This window comes from Micromonospora sp. NPDC005174 (genome assembly GCF_040608495.1).
In the GTDB taxonomy this organism is placed as follows: domain Bacteria; phylum Actinomycetota; class Actinomycetes; order Mycobacteriales; family Micromonosporaceae; genus Micromonospora.
The window spans coordinates 50,762-70,135 of sequence record NZ_JBEXIJ010000016.1; the positions used below are offsets into that span (position 1 = coordinate 50,762).

The 19,374-nt window shown below is 73.9% G+C and carries 16 protein-coding genes and 1 pseudogene; 5 read left to right on the forward strand and 12 right to left on the reverse strand.

Annotation, left to right across the window (positions count from 1 at the left end; all coding sequences use genetic code 11):
• Positions 1-153: 153 nt before the first annotated feature.
• From cobA to cobC, 3 genes are read right to left on the reverse strand one after another with little or no spacing between them, the layout of a single operon-like run.
• Positions 154-1,374: a uroporphyrinogen-III C-methyltransferase gene (gene cobA / locus ABZU91_RS18790; RefSeq protein WP_355241675.1), complete on the reverse strand. Its 1,221-nt coding sequence runs from the start codon at positions 1,372-1,374 to the stop codon at positions 154-156.
• Between the two features lie 31 nt (positions 1,375-1,405).
• On the reverse strand, positions 1,406-2,485 hold the full coding sequence (gene cobT / locus ABZU91_RS18795) for a nicotinate-nucleotide--dimethylbenzimidazole phosphoribosyltransferase (RefSeq protein WP_355241949.1): 1,080 nt from the start codon (positions 2,483-2,485) through the stop codon (positions 1,406-1,408).
• Entirely contained in the window at positions 2,485-3,567 is a 1,083-nt protein-coding gene (cobC, locus tag ABZU91_RS18800; RefSeq protein WP_355241952.1) for an Rv2231c family pyridoxal phosphate-dependent protein CobC, read from the reverse strand. The genes cobT and cobC overlap by 1 nt, the downstream gene beginning before the upstream one ends.
• Positions 3,568-3,689: 122 nt before the next feature.
• Here cobC and ABZU91_RS18805 point away from each other — a divergent pair, with 122 nt between their 5' ends.
• Complete coding sequence (locus tag ABZU91_RS18805; RefSeq protein WP_355241678.1) at positions 3,690-5,819, forward strand: transglycosylase domain-containing protein; 2,130 nt, start codon at positions 3,690-3,692, stop codon at positions 5,817-5,819.
• A gap of 36 nt (positions 5,820-5,855) precedes the next feature.
• On the opposite strand, the gene ABZU91_RS18810 is transcribed toward ABZU91_RS18805, so the two are convergent.
• Together ABZU91_RS18810 and ABZU91_RS18815 are read right to left on the reverse strand one after the other, a co-directional pair.
• Positions 5,856-6,425: a GNAT family protein gene (locus ABZU91_RS18810; RefSeq protein ID WP_355241681.1), complete on the reverse strand. Its 570-nt coding sequence runs from the start codon at positions 6,423-6,425 to the stop codon at positions 5,856-5,858.
• Positions 6,422-7,819 carry a cobyrinate a,c-diamide synthase gene (locus ABZU91_RS18815; protein ID WP_355241684.1) on the reverse strand — a complete coding sequence of 466 codons (1,398 nt, stop codon included), beginning with the start codon at positions 7,817-7,819 and terminating at the stop codon, positions 6,422-6,424. Before ABZU91_RS18815 ends, ABZU91_RS18810 begins: the two co-directional genes overlap by 4 nt.
• 173 nt (positions 7,820-7,992) lie before the next feature.
• Here ABZU91_RS18815 and ABZU91_RS18820 point away from each other — a divergent pair, with 173 nt between their 5' ends.
• Positions 7,993-8,814, forward strand: coding sequence for an SURF1 family protein (locus tag ABZU91_RS18820; protein WP_355241687.1), 822 nt, complete (start codon positions 7,993-7,995; stop codon positions 8,812-8,814).
• 23 nt (positions 8,815-8,837) lie between these two features.
• Here ABZU91_RS18820 and ABZU91_RS18825 read toward each other — a convergent pair whose 3' ends face one another.
• From ABZU91_RS18825 to ABZU91_RS18840, 4 genes and pseudogenes are all read right to left on the reverse strand, one after another.
• A complete protein-coding gene (locus ABZU91_RS18825) occupies positions 8,838-10,430 on the reverse strand; it encodes an ATP-dependent DNA ligase (protein ID WP_355241955.1) in 1,593 nt (530 codons plus the stop codon).
• 133 nt (positions 10,431-10,563) lie between these two features.
• Positions 10,564-10,770: a hypothetical protein gene (locus tag ABZU91_RS18830; protein ID WP_030333429.1), complete on the reverse strand. Its 207-nt coding sequence runs from the start codon at positions 10,768-10,770 to the stop codon at positions 10,564-10,566.
• 71 nt (positions 10,771-10,841) lie between these two features.
• Positions 10,842-12,185, reverse strand: a complete 1,344-nt coding sequence (locus tag ABZU91_RS18835) for a dipeptidase (protein ID WP_355241958.1) — start codon at positions 12,183-12,185, stop codon at positions 10,842-10,844.
• Positions 12,178-12,878: pseudogene (locus ABZU91_RS18840) on the reverse strand (hypothetical protein); the annotation flags it as partial. The pseudogene ABZU91_RS18840 and the gene ABZU91_RS18835, both read right to left, overlap by 8 nt.
• A 393-nt stretch (positions 12,879-13,271) precedes the next feature.
• Here ABZU91_RS18840 and ABZU91_RS18845 point away from each other — a divergent pair.
• The gene (locus ABZU91_RS18845; RefSeq protein WP_355052319.1) at positions 13,272-13,673 is read left to right on the forward strand and encodes a rhodanese-like domain-containing protein; all 402 of its coding nucleotides are present in this window, start codon (positions 13,272-13,274) and stop codon (positions 13,671-13,673) included.
• A 128-nt stretch (positions 13,674-13,801) separates the two neighbouring features.
• Here ABZU91_RS18845 and ABZU91_RS18850 read toward each other — a convergent pair whose 3' ends face one another.
• The 3 genes from ABZU91_RS18850 to ABZU91_RS18860 all read right to left on the reverse strand — a co-directional run bounded on the left by ABZU91_RS18850 (position 13,802) and on the right by ABZU91_RS18860 (position 17,412).
• Positions 13,802-15,343 carry a cobyric acid synthase gene (locus ABZU91_RS18850; protein WP_355241690.1) on the reverse strand — a complete coding sequence of 514 codons (1,542 nt, stop codon included), beginning with the start codon at positions 15,341-15,343 and terminating at the stop codon, positions 13,802-13,804.
• Positions 15,340-16,455: a cobalamin biosynthesis protein gene (locus ABZU91_RS18855; RefSeq protein ID WP_355241961.1), complete on the reverse strand. Its 1,116-nt coding sequence runs from the start codon at positions 16,453-16,455 to the stop codon at positions 15,340-15,342. Before ABZU91_RS18855 ends, ABZU91_RS18850 begins: the two co-directional genes overlap by 4 nt.
• 210 nt (positions 16,456-16,665) lie before the next feature.
• Positions 16,666-17,412 (reverse strand): single-stranded DNA-binding protein, encoded by a 747-nt coding sequence (locus ABZU91_RS18860; RefSeq protein WP_355241693.1) that lies wholly within the window; start codon positions 17,410-17,412, stop codon positions 16,666-16,668.
• Between the two features lie 304 nt (positions 17,413-17,716).
• Between ABZU91_RS18860 and ABZU91_RS18865 the strand changes: the two genes are divergently transcribed.
• The gene (locus ABZU91_RS18865; protein WP_355241696.1) at positions 17,717-18,136 is read left to right on the forward strand and encodes an HPF/RaiA family ribosome-associated protein; all 420 of its coding nucleotides are present in this window, start codon (positions 17,717-17,719) and stop codon (positions 18,134-18,136) included.
• A 181-nt stretch (positions 18,137-18,317) separates the two neighbouring features.
• Positions 18,318-19,370, forward strand: a complete 1,053-nt coding sequence (locus ABZU91_RS18870) for an alpha/beta hydrolase (RefSeq protein WP_355241699.1) — start codon at positions 18,318-18,320, stop codon at positions 19,368-19,370.
• Positions 19,371-19,374 lie beyond the last annotated feature (4 nt).

The window sequence follows — 19,374 nt, forward strand, 5'->3', positions numbered from 1 at the left end:
CGGACACGCAGTCATCGGGCCCCGGACCGATGAGGGGAATTGTCGCAATCCGGCCCAGCGCGCACCGCAGCGCCGCGCACCCGCACCGCACCGCACCGCACCGCACCGAAGCGCACCGCGATGCAGCGCCGCGCCACGGCAGCCAGGCTGTCGTCACCCGTCGAGCGCGCCCACCACGTCACCCAGCACGACTACGGCGGGCGGGCGCAGGTCGGCGGCGAGCACCTCCGCGGCCACCGCGTCGAGCGTGGACCGCAGCGTCCGTTGGGCGCCCGTGGTGCCCTCCTGAACGACTGCGGCCGGCGTCTGCGGCGGTCGACCGTGCGCGATCAGGGTGGCCGTGATGGCGGCGAGGTTCTTGAGCCCCATCAGGATCACCAGGGTGCCACGCAGGCCCGCCAGGGCGTCCCAGCGCACCAGCGAGGCCGGCGAGTCGGGCGCCACGTGCCCCGAAACCACGGTGAACTCGTGCGCCACCCCCCGGTGCGTCACCGGGATGCCGGCCGCCGCGGGCGCGGCGATCGAGCTGGTCACCCCGGGCACGACGGTCACCGGCACACCGGCTGCCGCGCACGCCAGCAACTCCTCGCCACCCCGCCCGAAGACATACGGGTCGCCGCCCTTGAGCCGCACGACGCGAGCACCGGCCAGCGCTCGGTCGACAAGGATCTGGTTGATCTCCTCCTGTGCCCGGGACGGGCCGTAGGGGATCTTCGAGGCGTCCACCAGCTCGACGTCGGGGCGCAGCTCGTCCAGGAGCAGACCGGGTACCAGCCGGTCGGCGACCACCACGTCCGCCTCGGTGAGCAGTCGCCAACCTCGCACGGTGATCAGCTCCGGGTCGCCCGGTCCCGCCCCGACGAGAGCCACCCGCCCGCCGGTCGCCCCCGTGTCGGGGTGCGCCTCGGTCGGCCCGGCGTCGCGCACGGCGAGCAGGTCGCGGATGGCGTCGCGGACGGTCATCGCCCGGCGGGGGTCGCCGCCGCCCAGCACCGCCACGGTGACCGGGCCCTGCCGGGTCACCGCCGGCGTCCAGGCCGTGGCAGCGGTCCGGTCGTCGGCCCGGACGCAGAAGATCCGTCGTTCGGCGGCGACGGCGCTCACCGACGCCGCCGCGAGCGGGTCGTCGATCGCCACCTGGACCAGCCACGCCCCGTCCAGGTCCTCGGGCAGGAACCGACGCGCCACCCACCGCAGCCGACCCGCGTCGACCCGGGCCTGCAACGCCGGGGTCAGCTCCGGTGCCACCAGCAGGACGTCCGCGCCGGCGTCCAGCAGCGCCGGCACCCGCCGGGTGGCGACCGCTCCGCCGCCCACCACGACCACGCGCCGTCCGTCGAGCCGCAGACCAAGGGGGTACGGGCTGGCGCTCACCCTGCACCACCGGACCGTTCGCCAGGCGCGGTCACTTCTCGGCCACGCCTGCGGAGTCGAAGGTGGCCACCTCGTGCAGCACCCGGACGGCGCCGGTGACCACGGGCAGCGCCAGCAGGGCGCCGGTGCCCTCGCCGAGGCGCAACCCCAGGTCGATCAGCGGGTCGAGGCCGAGGTGTCGCAGCGCCACCGTCGCGCCGGGCTCGGCCGAGCGGTGCCCGGCGATCATGGCAGCGACCGCGTCCGGCGCGAAAGCGGCGGCGGCGAGCGCGGCGGACACGGCGATCACGCCGTCCAGCAGGACCGGCGTACGGCGGGCGGCGGCACCGAGGATCAGGCCGGCCAGCGCGGCGTGCTCCAGGCCGCCGACGGCGGCGAGGACACCCAGCGGGTCGGCCGGGTCGGGCGTGTGCCGGGCGAGCGCGGCCCGCACCACGGCCACCTTGTGGGCGTACGTCGCATCGTCCACCCCGGTGCCCCGGCCGGTGCTGTCGAGCGGGTCGACGCCGGTGAACGCGGCGATCAGCGCCGCCGCCGGAGTGGTGTTGCCGATGCCCATGTCCCCGGTGAGCAGGATGCCGGCCCCGGCGTCGATCAGCTCGTCGGCGATCCGGATGCCGGTCCGCACTGCCGCCAGCGCCTCGTCCCGGGTGAGCGCGGCGGTCACCGCGAGGTCCCGGGTGCCCCGGCGCACGGAGGCGTTGACCAGCCGGGGCGCGGACGGGTCGCTCGGGGCGGCGGGCTCGGGGACGGGCAGCGGGTGGGCCACCCCGACGTCGACGACGGTGACCGACGCGCCGGCCTGCCGGGCGAACGCGTTGACGACCGCGCCGCCGGCCAGGAAGTTGCCGATCATCTGCGCGGTGACCTCCTGCGGCCACGGGGTGACCCGCTGGGCGTGCACACCGTGGTCGCCCGCGAAGATCGCCACGGCGGCGGGCTCGGGCACCGGCGGCGGGCAGACCCCGGCCAGCCCGGCGAGGCGTACCGACAGGTCCTCCAGCAGGCCCAGCGAGCCCGCCGGCTTGGTCAGTCGGCCGTGCAGCTCGCGGGCAGCGGCCATCGCCGCCTCGTCCGGTGGCCGGATCGCGGACGTCGTGGTCTCCAGCATCATGCCTCCATGATCTCGCGTAGCACCGCGATGAACGCATCGGTGGTGTTTCGGTCGCGTACCGCCACCCGCAGCCAGTCCGGGCCGAGCCCGGGGAAGGTGTCGCCCCGGCGGACGGCCCAGCCCCGGTCACGCAGGGCCTGCCGCACCCGCGTCGCGTCGGGCAGACACAGCAGGACGAACGCGCTGGCGGGACGGCCCGCGACGCGTACACCGGGCAGTTCGGCGAGGCGGGCGACCAGGTGGTCGCGGTCGGCGGCGAGTTCGGCGGCGATCGCGCGTTCGGCCTCGACCGCGACTCCGGTGGCGCAGGCCGCGGCGGCGGCCAGCGCGGGCGTGGAGACCACCCAGAGCGGTTGGACGGCGGCCAGGCGGGACAGCAGGGCCTCAGCACCGAGCAGGTAGCCGATCCGCAGCCCGGCAAGGCCCCAGGTCTTGGTGAGGCTGCGCAGGACGAGCAGGCCGGGCAGATCCCGCCGTTCGGCGAGCGACTCGGGTTCGCCGGTGTACGCGCCGCCGGTGGTGTCGGCGAACGCCTCGTCGACCACCAGCACCCGGCCGGGACGGGCGAGCGCGGCGATGGTCCGGGCGGGGTGCAGCACCGACGTGGGGTTCGTCGGGTTGCCGATCATCACGAGGTCCGCGTCGGCGGGCACCAGGGACCCGTCGAGGCGGAAGCCGTCGGCCGGGTCGAGCAGCACCCGCTCGACCGTGTGCCCGGCGGCCCGCAACGCCGCCTCCGGCTCGGTGAACTGCGGGTGCACCACCACGGGCCGGTGGATGCCGCGCAGCGCCTGGGCGATGAGCACGAATCCCTCGGCGGCGCCGGCGGTGAGCAGTACCTCGTCCGGGTGACGCCGGTGCCGGGCGGCGACGGCGGCGCGGGCCCGCGTCGGGTCCGGATAGCGGGCCAGATCGGTGAGCGTGGCGGCGATCGGATCGGCCAGCCAGGCCGGCAGTGGTGCCCGGCGGACGTTGACGGCGAGGTCGACCAACCCCGTGCCGACCTCGGCGTCGCCGTGGTGTGCCAGGTCCGGCTCCGCCCCGGCGTACGACGGCACCCCGCACGGCTGATCACGCATGTCCGCGATCCTGCCGGGAAGGTGGCCGGCGGGACAGTCGATGTCGGCGTAAGCCATGTCACCACCTCGCGGGTTTATGAGTTCTTCTCATGTACGAATCGGAAATGTCATAACTTGGCGACGTGAGCAACCGACCCCTTGCTGCCGCTGGTCGACTCGTCCCTCTTCTCCGCGCCGGGCTCATCGCCGGCATCGTGATCGCCGCCGCCGCGTACCCGCTGGTCGCCTTCACCGGGCTCGGCGCGAAGGCGACCGCCCACGCCACGGAGCAGAAGACCAGGCTGCTGACCAAAGCTCTGCCCGCCGAGACCTCCTACCTGTACGCCCCGGACGGCAAGACCGTGCTGACCATGTTCTACGAGGAGTACCGGCAGTACACGAAGCTGTCGGACATGTCGCCGAACATCCAGCAGGCGATCGTCGCCGCCGAGGACAACCGCTTCTACCAGCACCACGGCGTCGACCCGAAGGGCGTGGCCCGCGCCTTCGTGTCCAACGCCCGCTCTGGCGGCTCCCAGGGTGCCTCGACGTTGACCATGCAGTACGTCCGGATGGCCCTACGGGACAGCGCCACCACCCCCAAGGAGGTCCAGGAGGCCACCCAGCAGACCAGCCTGCGCAAGGTCAAGGAGATGCGCATGGCGCTGGACCTGGAGAAGGAGATGAGCAAGGAAGACATCATGGAGCGCTACCTGAACTCGGCGTACTTCGGTCACCGGGCGTACGGCATCTACGCCGCCAGCGAGATCTTCTTCTCCAAGACCCCGAAGGACCTCACCCCGGTCGAGGCAGCCACCCTCGCCGGGCTGGTCAAGTCCCCCTCCGAGTACGACCCGGCCGACACCGACCAGAAGGACGCCACCGGGCGGCGCAACTACGTGCTGGACCGGATGAGTCAGCTCGGCTACCTCTCCCCCGACTCGGCCGCCGCCGCCAAGACCGAGCCGATCCGGCTGAAGCTCACCACCCCGCCGAGCGACTGCGCCTCGCTCATCGAGAAGTACCGGAGCTGGGGCTTCGCCTGCGACTACCTGAAGAACTGGTGGAGTTCGCAGCCCGCGTTCGGGGCCAACCGGCTGGAGCGGATGGACAAGCTGCGTCGGGGCGGCTACCGCATCGTGCTCAGCCTCGACCCCAAGATCCAGGAGGCGGCGGAGAAGAACGTCGGCGCCAAGGAGGGCACCGGCAGCCCGTTCGCCAACGGGATCGTGGTCTCCGAGCCGGGCACCGGGCGCGTGAAGGCGATGGCGGTGAACCGGAACTACTCCCTGGACCTGGCCGACAACCCACCCAGCTCCAATCCCGAGGCCGGGCCGAAGGTGAAGGCCAACTATCCGAACACGGTGGCGCCGCTGCTCGGCGGCGGCGACCTGCCGGGCTACCAGGCCGGATCGACGTTCAAGATGTTCCCGATGCTGGCCGCCCTGGACTCCGGGATGACGCTGTCCACCTCGTTCAACGCCCCGTACCGCTACAAGTCGTCCGTCTACGACGGCTGGGCGCCCTCCAACGCCAGCGGCGCGATGACCGGCCAGCAGACCATGTGGTCCGGCTTCGGCAAGTCCGTCAACACGTACTTCGTGTGGCTGGAGGAGAAGGTGGGCGCGGAACGGGCGGTCCGGCTCGCCGAACAGCTCGGCCTGCGCTGGCGCACCGACGTCGACCGGGAGCAGGCGTCGCCCGGCAAGGCCAACAAGTGGGGCGCGTTCACGCTCGGCGTCTCCGACGCGACCCCGCTGGAGATGGCGAACGCCTACGCGGCCATCGCGGCCGACGGCCGCTACTGCGAGGCCATCCCCGTGCAGGCGATCATGAACCGGGACGGCACCCCGGCCACGTACACCACCCCCGGCGGCATCCAGCGCGAGGTGGCGAAGCCACGCTGCCGCCAGGTGGTCAGCGCCGACGCCGCCCGCGCGGCGACCGACGCCGCCCGCTGCCCGACCGGGGACACCCCGGCACGCGGGGGCTGCGGCGGCTGGTCGACCGCCGACAGCGTCCGGGGGACGGTCGGCCGCCCGGTCGCCGGCAAGACGGGCACCACCGACAGCACCCGGTCGGCATGGTTCGTCGGGTACACACCGGAACTGGCCGCGGCGAGCTTCATCTCCGACCCGGACAATCCGTTCAACGCGGTCGGCGACGGGCAGTCCCAGATCCCCATCGCGGCGGTGGCGCAGACACTGCGCGACGGCCTGAAGGGCACGCCGACCCGCCAGTTCACGCCACCGTCGGACGCCATCGTCGAGTGACGGCGACAGCAGCGCAGGGCCGTCCGGCGGCGTGGATCAGCGCAGGTCCGCCGCCACGAACGACCACACTTCGAGGTCGACCCGGCCGCCGCCGACATAGCCGGCGTTGCGGAGCAGCCCCTCGTAGGTGAAGCCGGCCTTCTCGGCGACCCGCCGGGACGCCAGGTTGCCGGGCGCGACACGCAGCTCGACCCGCTGGAAGCCGTGCTCCAGGATCAGCGCGATGGCCACCGCGTCCACCGCCTCGGCGGCCAGGCCGAAGCCCCGGGCGTGGGGAGCCATCGCGTAGGAGACCTCGGTGAGGCGGGCGCCCCAGTCGGTACGCCGGGTCCAGAGGGAGCCGACCACCTCGTGGTCCTCCCGGCGGACCACCGCGTAGTGGTCGCCCTCGCCGCTGTCGCGTCGCTGCCGGGCCAGGTCGGTGCACCAGGCGTGCCCGTCGATCGGGCCGGAGTCGCCGGGCAGCGGCAGCCAGCGCCGGGTCAGCTTGTCGGCGAAGATCTCACCGGCCGCCGACGCGTCGGCCGCGGTGAGCCGGCGCACCTCCGTACGCGGAGTGGAGACGGTCAACGCCGGAAACCGGCGGACCGCCACCTGACCGATCACGCGGGCACCACCGGCGGTGACACCACCTCGGCTGCCGGCTCACTCACGGCCGCGGCCACCACCCGGGCGGCCGTCGCCGGATGCCCGGCCCAGTGCAGGGCGAGCTGCGAGGCGTGCACGTTGCGCCAGACGAAGCCCTCCGGGGTGCCGCCGTCCCAGCTCCACGCCGGCCGCTGACCGGCGCGCGGGGTGAGCACCGCCCGGTGCTCCTTGTGCCCGACGATCACCGTGCCGTCCGCGGCGACCACGCTGTCGGTCTGGGCGGTCGCCTCCCGGTAGCCCACCACGAGACCGTCGCGGCTCGCCCCGACCGCGTCCAACACACCGCACATCGGCAGCCCGTCCAGCTCCCGGGCAAGCCAGAGCAGGCCGGCACCCTCCGCGACCACGGGCCGGCCGGTGCGGGCCAGTTCGGCCACCGCGATGCAGAGCCGGCGGTTGGCCGACAACTGCTCGGCGTACGTCTCCGGCAGCGCACCGCCGACGACCAGCGCACGGGTGCCGACGGGCAGCGCCTCGTCGCGCAGCGGATCGACAGTGACCACCTCGGCGCCGGCCGCCGACAGCAACTCCGCGGTCTCCGGGTGGCTGAAGCTGCCACCCGGCCCGCCCGCCACCGCGACCAGCGGACGCTGAGCCGGCACGACCAGCTCGCCGAGCACGTCCCGTGGCGACCAGGCCGCCGCCGGCAGGGGCGGAGCGGAACGGGCCAGCCCGAGCAGGCGTTCCAGGTCGACGGTGGCGGCGACGGCCTCGCCGAGGCGGCGCACGGCACGGACCGCGTCGGCCGAGGAGTCGACCACCGGCGCCACCCCGTGCCGGCGGGACGGCAGCACCGCCGGCAGGTCCTGGCGGCGCAGCGCGCCGTAGACGGGCACGCCCACGTCGTCCAGCGCCTCGCGCAGCATCCCCTCGTGCCGCGACGACGCCACCCGGTTGAGGATCACCCCGCCCAGCCACAACTGCTCGTCGTACGAGCGGAAACCGTGCACCAGGGCGGCGACCGACTGGCCCATCGCGGCCACGTCGACCACCAGCACCACCGGACTGCGCAGCGCGGCGGCCGCGGCGGCCGTGGACTCCTGCTCGGGACGGCCACCGACCGAGTCGTACAGGCCCATGCTGCCCTGCACGACGGCGAGCCCGGCGCCGGCGGCGCCGTGCGCGACCAGCGGGGCGAGCCGGTCGACGCCGACCAGCCGGGGGTCGATCACCCGGCCGGGCCGACCGGCGGCGAGACCGAGGTACGCGGCGTCGACGTGGTCCGGGCCGAGCTTGAACCCGGCGACGTCGACACCTCGCTCGGCCAGGGCGGCGAGCAGCCCGATCGCCAGCGCGTTCTTCCCGTGCCCGGAGGACGGCGCGCTGAGCACCAGGCGCGGCACGACGGTCATCATCGACTCCTCGCGGGCGGTGGCGGGTACACGACGGACAACCGAGGGGGTCGATCCGTCGGCGTGACGATACCCGTCCGATCCGACGGGCGAGCACCGCCAACCGGGGGTCGGCGGACCGTCCCGGCCCGGTCGCGGTGAGTGGTCCCGGTCATACGGGTAGCCTCGGTCCCGTGTACCGGTTCCTGCTGAGCCCACGCTGGTTGGGCGCCCTCGCGCTGACCCTGGTCGCCGCCGCCGTGATGGTGTGGCTCGGCAACTGGCAGCTGGACCGCTACCGAGGTCGTACCGAGATCAACGAGCGGATCGACGCGGGCGAGCGGATGTCTGCGGCGCCCCTGGCCGAGGCGTTCCGCCCGCCGACCGGCGGCCCCGGCACCGCCGGTCCGGCCCCCGCGAAGGACCGGGTCTGGACCCGGATCACCGCCACCGGCCGGTACGACACGTCGAACACCGTCCTCGTCCGTGGCCGGACGGTCGACAGCCGGGTCGGCTTCGAGGTGCTCACCCCCCTCGTGCTCGCCGACGGCACCGCGCTGCTGGTGGACCGCGGCTGGATTCCGCCCGCCCCGGGGGGCGCGACCGCCCAGCCGTCGGTGCCCACCCCGCCGGGTGGCGACGTCACGGTCAACGGCCGGGTGCACGAGACCGAGAGCGGCGCCGGCGCGGTGGACCGCCGCGACGGGCGGCTGGAGACGCGGCGGATCGCCGTACCGCGTCTGGCCCGCGAGCTGCCCTACCCGGTCTACGGCGGCTATCTGCTGCTGGACGAGCAGACCCCGGCCGCCGACCCGGTCTTCAAGGCCGTTCCGGTGGGGCACACCAACAACTGGCAGAACTTCGGCTACGTGGTGCAGTGGTGGCTCTTCGCCGCGATGGCGATCTTCGGCTACGGCTGGGTGGCCCGCCGTGAGGCACGCCGGGCCGCAGGCCTGGATGGCACGACCGCCCCGCTGGACCGGGCGGCCGACCCCACGCCGAGCACGTCCGCCTGAACCGTCCGGCCTGCGCCCCGGCGTCAGCCGGTGGGCCGTCCGGCGTGGATCGCGCGGACAGCGTCGATGGTGTCCGCTTCGGCGGCGGACTTGTCCTCCCGGTAGCGCACCACCCGGGCGAACCGCAGCGCCATCCCACCCGGGTAGCGGGTGCTCGTCTGCACGCCGTCGAACGCGATCTCCACGACCTGCTCGGGGCGGACCCGGACCACCCAGTCACCACGCTCGACGGCGAGGCCGAGGAAGCGGTCGGTCTGCCAGCGCAGCAGCTCGTCGGTGAGCCCCTTGAACGTCTTGCCGAGCATGACGAAGTCGCCGGTGCGCGGATCACGGGCACCGAGGTGCAGGTTGGAGAGCCAGCCCTTGCGCCGGCCGCTGCCCCACTCGACGGCGAGCACCACCAGGTCGAGGGTGTGGCGCGGTTTGACCTTGACCCAGGCCGCGCCTCGACGGCCGGCGTCGTAGGGTGCGTCCGGCGCCTTGACCACCACACCCTCCTGCCCCGCGTCGAGGGCGGCGGCGAATGCCGCAGCGGCCTGCTCCGGACCGTCGACCTCCATGCGCCCGACCAGCAGCGAGGCGTCCACCGCGCCGGCCAGAGCTGCCCACCGCTCGCGGCCGGGCAGGTCGATCAGATCCTCACCGTCGAGGTGCAGCAGGTCGAAGAAGTACGGCGTGAGCACTGTCGTGCCGGTGGTGGCGGCAGCCGCGAGCACCGCCGGGGCGACCGGCGTACGGCCGGTGGTGCTCGGCGTGGTGCGCCGGGCGGCCCGACTGGAGGTCTGCTGGAACGGCAGCGGGCGGCCCGTCTCGTCCAGGCCGATCGCCTCGCCGTCGAGCACCAACTCCCGGCCAGGCAGGGCGCGAACCGCCGCGACGACCTCGGGCACCCGGCTGGTGATCTCGTCGAGGCTGCGGGTGAACACGGCGATGTCGGCGCCGGAGCGGTGCACCTGGATGCGGATGCCGTCGAGCTTGACGTCGACCACGGCGGGCGTGCCGGTCGCGGCCAGCGCCTCGTCGACCGAGGGGGCGCTCTGCGCGAGCATCGGCGCCAACGGCCGGCCGACCCGCAGGCCGAACCCGGCCAGCTCGGCCTCGCCCCCGGCCAGCGCGGCCACCGCCACGGCGCGCAGGTCACCGGCGAGCAGCAGAGCCCGACGGACGGTGGCGACCGGCACCTCGGCGGCCCGCGCCACGGCGTCGGCGAGCAGCCCGGCCTGGGCACCCTGGCGCAGCTCGCCGCCGAACAGGCCGGTGAGCAGCCGTTGCTCGTCGGTGGTGGCCGCCGCGTAGAGGGCGCCGAGCAGAGCCCGGCGGCGAGCCTGCGAACCGGTGCCCTGCACGGCGGCGATCTGCTCGATGGCCGCGTCGACGGCGGCCACGGTCAGCGTCGGCTCGGCGGCCGGCGGTGGCAGGTCACGCAGGCTCGCGTAGCCCACGCCGGTCTGGCGTTGCCGCAGCTCACCGGCGAGATAGCCGGCGCCGGGCTCCACCTCGGGCGGGTCGAGCCGGCGCAGCGCGTCGGCGAGCAGCTGCACCTTGGCCCGCCGGCCACTGGTGGCGCCCACGGCGGCGGAGGTGGCCGCCAGGTCGATGAACCGCACGATGCCCATCCTGCCAGTCACCTCCGACACCGCCCGGGCATTGCCGTGCCCGGGCGGTGTCGGCGCGGTGCCGCAGCCCGCCGGACCCTGGTCCACGGAGGCGGGCTGCCCCTGTGGAACAGGCACTGACGGACGGCAGGAATCAGGCGGAGACGGGCTCCTCGATGCGCAACCCTCGGGCGCGGACCTCGCCGGCCACCCGGGAGAGCACCGAGTCGAGGGCGACCAGGGCGGCGGAAAGCTCACCGAGCTGCTCATTGAGCGTGTCCTCGGACCACGCGGAGACGTCGACGTCCCCCAGTGCGCTGACGGCGGCCCCCAGGCGGGCCATCACCTCGTTCGTACTCATGTTCGAAAGCCTATAGCAATCCCATCCGCGACACGCCGTAAACGCGCAGATCAGACGCAAACTTGCCGTTATCACTCAGCCGCTGCGGCCACCTTGCCCAGCAGCAGCGCCTCGGCGAGGCAGACCTTGGCGAACTCGCCGAGGTGCAGGCTCTCGTTCGGACCGTGCGCGCGGGCGTGCGGGTCCTCCACGCCGGTCACCAGGATCGCCGCCTGCGGGAACATCTCCTGGAACGTGGCGATGAACGGGATCGAGCCGCCGACGCCGATGTCCACCGGGTCGGTGCCGTCCCAGGCGGTGCGGAACGCCGAGCGGGCGGCGTCGAACATCGGCCCGGACGCGTCGATCACGCACGGGTCGCCGTCGTGCTCGAAGGTGACCGTCACCTGAGCGCCCCACGGCGCGTGCTTCTCCAGGTGGGCGCGCACCGCCGCGTACGCCCGCTTGGGGTCGTCGCCCGGTGCGAGACGGACGCTGAGCTTCGCCTTCGCGGCCGGCACCAGGGCGTTCGGGGCCTCACCGGTGGCCGGCGCGTCGATGCCGAGCACGGCCAGCGCCGGCTTGGTCCAGAGCCGGTCGGTGAGCCGGCCAGTGCCGATGAACTGCACACCCTCGGCCAGCCCGGCCTCGACGCGTACCCGGTCCTCCGGGTAGTCGACGGCGGCGCCCACCCGGCCGACCAGCCCGTCCACCGCCACGTCGCCGGCGTCGTCGTGCAGGCTCGCCAGCAGCCGGACCAGCGCGGTCAGCGCGTCCGGCACGGCACCGCCGAACATGCCGCTGTGCACGGCGTGGTCCAGCGTGCGCACCTCGACGAAGCAGTTGACGATGCCGCGCAGCGAGGTGGTCAGCGCCGGTACGCCGATGTCCCAGTTGCCCGAGTCGGCGATCACGATGACGTCCGAGGCGATCTCGTCGCGGTGCTCGTCGAGCAGCCGCTCCAACGAGTCGGAGCCGAACTCCTCCTCGCCCTCGATGAACAGCACCACACCGACCGGCAGCGCGTCCCCGTACGCCCGCAGGGCCGCCACGTGCGCCATGATGCCGGCCTTGTCGTCGGCCGCACCCCGGCCGTACAGGCGGCCGTCGCGCTCCACCGGCTCGAACGGGTCGGACTCCCACAGCGACCGGTCACCGATCGGCTGCACGTCGTGGTGGGCGTAGAGCAGCACGGTTGGCGCGCCGGGCGGGGCCGCGCGACGGCCGATCACGGCGGGCTGGCCGCCGGAACGCACGATGTCGACGTCCAGGCCGCAGCCGCGCAGCAGCTCGGCGACCGCCTCGGCGGAACGCTCGACGTGCGAGTGGTCGAAGCCGTCGAAGGCGATGCCGGGGATGCGGACGAGGCGTTCCAGGTCGGCCCGTACCCCGGGCATCTCCCGCTCGACGGCGGCCCGTACCTCGGACTCGGACATGATCGGTGAGGTCATGACCGGCATCGTATGCCGGCCTTACCCCGGCGTGCCGGCGGAGCCCGTGCCCACCCCGCCGACCCGCACCAGGTAGCGGGAGGTGTCGAGCGGCAGCGCCGGCGCGCCGTCGACCACCAGGTCGGCGTGGGCTGCGGTGTCGTCGGCGGCGAAGTGCGCGCGCTCCCCCGCATGCCAGCGGCGCAGCTCGGGCAGGACTTCCGGCCCGTCCCGCTCGATGGCACGGGCGAGCCGCAGCGGCGCCGGCGCGGTCACGAAGACGGCGAGCGTCAGCTCCGGCCGGATCACCGCACGGGCGGCGCTGACCCCCTCCACGATCAGCACCGGCGTCGCCGGCACCGCCATCGGGCGCGGCAGGAAGGACCGCCGCACCCAGCTGTACCGCCGGTACGCGCCCGGCTCCCCCCGCCGCAGCGGGACCAGCACCTCGTCGTCGAACCGGGGCCAGAAGGTCAACTGGTCGTCCCAGCCGTCGAGCAGGTCGTCGGTGTGCACCACCGGTGGTCGCCCGCCGGGCAGCGCCGCCAGGGCATCCGCGAGGTGCGCGGCGAACCGGCTCTTGCCCGCGCCGCTCGGCCCGTCGACGGCGACCAGCCGGGTCCGCCCCAACCGCGCCGGGCCCGCGAGCACCCGCCGCGCCACCTCGGCGTACGCCTCGACGACCACCACCCGTGCCACCTGCCCGACGGCACGCCCCGTCGGCCCGCCGGCGTGGCCGCCCTCGCCCTGGTGCGGACCCGGGTCGCGCCGCCGCGGACCGCCGCGGTCGAGCGGTTCCCTGCCGACGACTCCACGCACGACCGCAGTATGCCCCCCCGGTCCGAGCCCGCCGGACGGGGTGATCGACTCGGGTTCACGGATGTCGGGGTGTCCCGCCGGCCAGGACGGCCCGACATCACGGAAACCGAGTCGATCATGCTGGTCCCGACGGCTGTGACACGTCCGGCTGAGCCGGCTCGGGCGGCCACTCTCACGTCCGGGGGAATTGGCGTGGCGACGGGTGACGGGCGGACCGTTCGGCGCGCGGGCCGGTACCCGAGTCGGCATGATCGGGTGGTGCTCCGAGACGTGATGAGCCCCGGCATCGACGCCCTGCTCGAACAGGCCCGCGCCGGGCTGCACCGACTTACTCCACAGCAGACCGTCGAGGCGGTCCGCGGTGGCGCTCTGCTTGTCGACACCCGTACCGACACACAGCGCCGCGAACAGGGTGATCTTCCCGGGGCGGTCGTCATCGACCGCACGGTGCTGGAGTGGCGGCTCGACCCGGCCAGCGCCTGGCGCATTCCGGAGGCCACCGCGTACGACCGGGAGATCATCGTGGTGTGCCGCCAGGGTTACAGCTCCAGCCTGGCCGCCGCCAGCCTCCAGACCCTCGGCCTGCGCCGGGCCACCGACATGATCGGTGGCGTCGACGCGTGGCTGGCCGCCGGACTGCCCACCACGGACCGCCCCGCCGACATCCGCCTCTGACCCGCCCGCTACCCCAGACCGCTCTACGAGCCACCGGAGAGCCCGCCTACCTGGCCGATCATGCGCTGTCGGCGGGCGGCCCGTCGCGGGGGTGGACGCTCGGGCGGTCCCTTGCAGGGGTGGCGCGCTCAGGTGGGCGGGGCGCCGGGCGGGATGAAGGGGAGGTCCGTGGGCGCGCCGGTCTCGATGAGACGCCAGAGGGCGTCGGTGTCGAGGTGCTCCTCGACGAGGTCGCCGAGCAGGTCGAGCGAGCGTTCCCGGGCGGCGGCGAAGCTGGTGGTCGGCGCGACCCGGAATCCCCTGCGTCCGGCCAGCCGGGCCGCCTCGGTGAGGAACCAGCGGCGGAATCCGTCGGACTCGAACGCCCCGTGCCAGTGCGTGCCGTGCACAGCGCCGAGCACCGCCCCCTCGCCCGCGCCGTCGGCCCCGGTCAGCAGCGGGGTCAGTGCCGGGTCGGCCTGCGAGACGTACCCGTGGTGGATCTCGTAGCCGCGGACCGTCACGTCGCCGGGGCCGGCGCCCACCGACTGCCGGACGGTCTTGCGGGGATCGAAGGTGATCTCGATGGGCAGCAGCCCGAGCCCGGGCACACTGCCCCGCCGGCTCTCGACCGGGTCGTGGATGGCCCGGCCGAGCATCTGGAAGCCACCGCAGAGGCCGAGCAACGGCTTACCGGCTGCCGCGTGGGCGGCGACCGCGTCGGCGAGGCCCGTCTCGCGGAGCCAGGCGAGGTCCGCGACCGTCGACTTCGAGCCGGGCAGGACGATCAAATCGGCAGAGGCCAGTTCGGCAGGCTCGACGGTGAGGCGTACGCGGACACCCGGCTCGGTGGCGAGCGCCTCCACGTCGGTGGCGTTGCTGATGCGGGGCAGTCGGACGACGGCCACGTCCAGCCACTCGGTGCCGTGCGGGGCGGCGGGCCGACCGAGCACCCGCCCGTAGGCGAGCGAGTCCTCCGCGTCCAGCCACAGGTCGAGCGACCAGGGCAGCACCCCGTACGTGGGCCGGCCGGTCACGTGCCGCAGCATCTCCAGCCCGGGCTGGAGCAGACCGAGGTCCCCCCGGAACTTGTTGATCACGAAGCCCGCGACGAGCGCCTGGTCGGCCGGATCGAGCAGGGCCACCGTGCCGAACATCGACGCGAAGACGCCGCCCCGATCGATGTCGCCGACCACGATGGCGGGCAGGTTGGCGTGCCGGGCGAGCCCCATGTTGACGTAGTCCCCGGCCCGCAGGTTGATCTCCGCCGGGCTGCCCGCGCCCTCACAGATCACCACGTCGTACGCGGCGCGCAGCTCGGCCAACGCCGCGTACGCGGTCTCGGCGAGCCGGGGCCGCAACTGCCGGAAGGTGCCGGCGGTGATCGTGTCGACCGCCTCGCCGAGGAGGACGACCTGGCTGGCGAGGTCACTGCCCGGTTTGAGCAGCACCGGATTGAAGCGCAGGTCCGGTGCGAGCCCGCACGCGGCGGCCTGCATGGCCTGGGCGCGGCCGATCTCCCCACCACGCCCCTCCGGCCCGACGACGACGGCCGAGTTGTTCGACATGTTCTGCGCCTTGAACGGCGCCACCTTCACGCCACGCCGGTGCAGCCAGCGGCAGATGCCGGCGGTGAGCACGCTCTTGCCGGCGTCCGAGGTGGTGCCGGCGACCAACAGCCCACCGCTCATCGCCCGCTCCCCCGCCCCACGACGCCCCCGACCCGGCCATGCTCCGGCCCGACGGGCAGCAGGCCGCCCGCCGACCAGCCACGTCGAAACGCCTCCCGGGTCGCTGGACGACCGGTGCGCCGTTCCGTCACGGCTCGCAAGCTGCGGCGCGCCACTGCGTCGGTCAGGCGGCCGACGGTCACCGGGTAGGCAGCGGCCACTCCGAGGGCGGCCAGGCCGACAGCGCCGGAGATGCGCGCGGCCCGCTTGAGGTGTCGCGCCTCGGGACGGGGGCCGTCGCCCAGGAACGGGCGGACCTCGGAGCGCCCGAAGTACATGTTGCGGCCACCGAGGCGGACGCCGAGCGCCCCGGCCATCGCCGCTTCGCACTGGCCGGCGTTGGGGCTGGGGTGGTCGTTGCGGTCCCGCCGCCACACCCGCCAGGCCCGGTCCCGGTCGCCGTTGGCAACCGGTGCGACGGCGATGGTGAGGAGCCCGGTCAGCCGGGACGGCACGAGGTTGAGCAGGTCGTCCAGCCGAGCGGCCGGGGTGCCGAACCGCGCGTAGCGCTCCGATCGGTGCCCGACCATCGCGTCGAGGGTGTTGGCGGCGCGGTAGCCCAGCAGCCCGGGCAGGCCGGCGACCGCACCCCAGAGCAGCGGGGCGACCACCGCGTCGGAGGTGTTCTCCGCGACCGATTCGACGGTGGCGCGGGCCAACTCCGACTCGTCCAGGGTCGACGGGTCCCGCCCGCAGAGGTTGCCGAGGCGCTTCCGGGCGGCGGGCAGGTCGCCGTCGCGGAGCGTACGACCCATGATCGCGGCCTCGCGCCGCAGCGTACGACCGCCCAACACGGTCCAGGTGCCGACGGCGACGAGGACCGCGCGGCTCACCGGCCGGTGCCGGGTGGCCACCGCGGCGACCGCCCCGAGCGCCACGGGCCCGCCGACCGCCAGCGCCGTGAACACCGCGCCGGCTGTCCGGTCCGGCCGGTGCAGGCGACGCTCCAGAGCGCCGGCCACCTGGCCGAAACCGGCTACCGGGTGCCACCGACGGGGGTCGCCGAGCAGCCTGTCCAGCGCGTAACCGGCCACCAGGCCCACCGCGTTCGCCACCGGCGCTGTCTGCCGCACGCGTACCACCCCCCGGCCGGCCAGCCTAGACGAGCGCCGCATGAGCCAGCCGCGCCTGCCGTACTCCATCGGAACCTCCTCTGGCCGTTCCGCTCACGCGGGGTGACGACGCCGACCACGCCGCCACCCCGCCCCCGTCGTGCCGTCGGTGCGAACGTCGCCGGCACCGACCTCAGGCAGCGGTGCTGCTGTCGCCCCGGGACCGGACGGTCACGCCGGCTGCGGAACCCGACCTCGGCCCCGCCGGCCCCGACCGGACGGCGGACCATCCGGCCGACCCTCGTCGGGAACCGGTCCCAACTCGTCGTCGGGGTCGTCCTCCGGGTCGACGTCGTCCGCCGCCGCACGGGTCAGCTCGTCGTCGTCCAGGGCCGCGGGAACGCCACCGATGTCACCGAGGGAGACCTCGTCGAGCGGGCCGTGGCCGAGGGGACTGGTGCGCGGCGAGGCGTACTCGGGCAGTTCGAAGTCGTCGTCGAGCGGCCCGTCGTCGGGCAGCGCCGGCGCCTCCTCGGCGGGTACCGGCTCGGTGGGCTCGCCGTGCACGCGACCCTCGGTGGCCGCGTCCTCGACGGCGCTGGTGCTCATGGTGGGTCGGTTGCGAAGGAAACGGGCCCGCCCTCGGGACAGGTCGTGGCCGACGGCGACCGCCTCCAGCTCGTAGAGGGTGCGGTGGTTGCCGGCCTCGTCGGTCCAGTCGCGGGTGTAGAGACGCCCGCAGACCACCACCGGGTCGCCGACCATCACCGACGCGGCGACGCCCTCGGCGAGCTTGCGCCAGCAGTTGACGCGGACGCGCAGCGAGTTGCCGTCGACCCAGCGGCCGCTGTCGCGGTCGAGTCGGCGGGCGGTGGAGGCGACCTTGAAGTTGGCCACCAGGGTGTTGCTCTCCTTCGTCCGCCGCCACTCGGGCGCCGTCAGAATGTTGCCGACGATCGTGACGTACGTGTCGAACATCGTCCCTCCAGGGGATCGGGGTCTGCCAGCGCGAGTCGACTCGGCATCGAGCCTGTGCGATGTCGACGGCCACCGCCAGCGCCGCCACCCGAACCTGTGGACAACGGGCCACCTGTGGACAACGCCCTGATCAAGCCCCTGTTGTGGTACGGCCGACCCACCCGAGCGGCCGATGGCGGTTCCGGAACCGCCCGAACTGGGTATGGATTTGATCAACGCACCACCGACAAGCTCCACGTCGACGAGAGGTCAGCACCATGATGATCACTACTTTCGGCTCCGCGACCACTTCCGAGGTGCGGCGATGAGCGCCGTGGCGAACCCGGCAACCGTGGGCGAGTGCCTGCGGGTGGGCGCGGGCTTCTCCCAGGGCGACCGCAACTGGATCGCCGAGCAGTTCGCCACCCTCGACGCCCGGCTGGCCGGTTTCCACGCCGACGCCACCGAGCTGGAGGTGTCGGTGAAGGACCGGGAGGCCCGGGGTCAGAAGGTCACCCTGGAGTGCTGGATCGCCGGCCGGCAGAAGATCGTCACCACCTCCACCGAGGAGGACCTGCACGCCGCCCTCAACGACGTTCGCGACGACCTGCGTCGGAAGCTCAACGACGCCAAGACCAAGCAGGAGCCGCGCAACAACAAGCACCTGCGGGACATCCCGCAGCCGCAGGGCGAGCCCGACCCGATCGACCAGGACCCGGCCCGCGTCGACGCGGAAACGGCCTGACCCACCCACGACCGACCCGCGATCTTGCACTTTCGGATGCCGATATGAGTATTCCCAAGGCTTATGTCGCAACAGAAAGTGCAAGATCGCGGGGGCGGGAGCGGGCGCGCGGGGGCGCGGGAGCGCGGGGGCGGGGGGCGGGGCTACCGCTCGGTAGTGGTGCGGGCGTAGCGTCGTCGTTGTGGAACCGGACGTGTTGGGGTTGCCGTACGAGCGGCAGACGATCGACCTGGGCACCGACGACGAAGGCCCCGTTGTCGCGACACTGGTCCGGCGGCGGGCCGAGCGCCCCACCGGGCGGGCGGTGCTCTACGTGCACGGCTTCGTCGACTACTTCTTCCAGACCCACCTGGCCGACTTCTTCGCCGAGCGCGGTTGGGACTTCTACGCGCTCGACCTGCGCAAGTACGGTCGCAGCCTGCTCGGGCACCAGACGCCGAACTTCTGCCGCGACCTCAGCGACTACTTCCCCGAGCTGGACGCCGCCGCCGAGATCATCCGCACCGAGGACGGGCACGACACCCTGCTGGTGATGGGCCACTCCACCGGCGGCCTCATCATCTCGCTCTGGGCGGACGCCCGCCGCGACGCCGGCATCGTCGACGGACTGGTCCTCAACAGCCCCTTCTTCGACCTGAACGCCCCCTGGGCGGTCCGTCGACCCCTCGCGGCCGCCGTCGCGCGGCTGGGCCGCAGGGCGCCGCACCGCGTCCTGCCCTTCAGCCTCGGCACGGTGTACGGCGAGAGCCTGCACGCCGACCACCGCGGCGAGTGGGCCTATGACCTGGCGTGGAAGCCGTTGGCCGGGTTCCCGGTGCGGGCCGGCTGGCTGAATGCGATCCGCACCGGTCAGCGTCGGCTGCGCGCCGGCCTGGACATCCCGGTGCCGGTGCTGCTGGCCTGCTCGACCCGTTCCTTTCGGGGCACGAAGTGGCACGACAACGCCACCCTTGCCGACGCGGTGCTGGACGTCGAGCACATGGTCCGGTACGCGCCCCGCCTCGGCCAGCACGTCACGCTGGCCCGCTTCGACGGCGGGTTGCACGACCTCACGCTCTCCGGACCGACCGTACGCGCGAAGGTCCTGGACGAGGTCGGCCGCTGGGCCGAGGCGTTCCTGGCCGCCGGCCCCACCGCTCCGGCCGACGACGATGCCGACACCGACGCGCCCACGCTGCCGCAGAGCCGCCGCCCGTCGACCGACGCCGCCGAGGCAACAGCGGTCGGCGACTGATCAG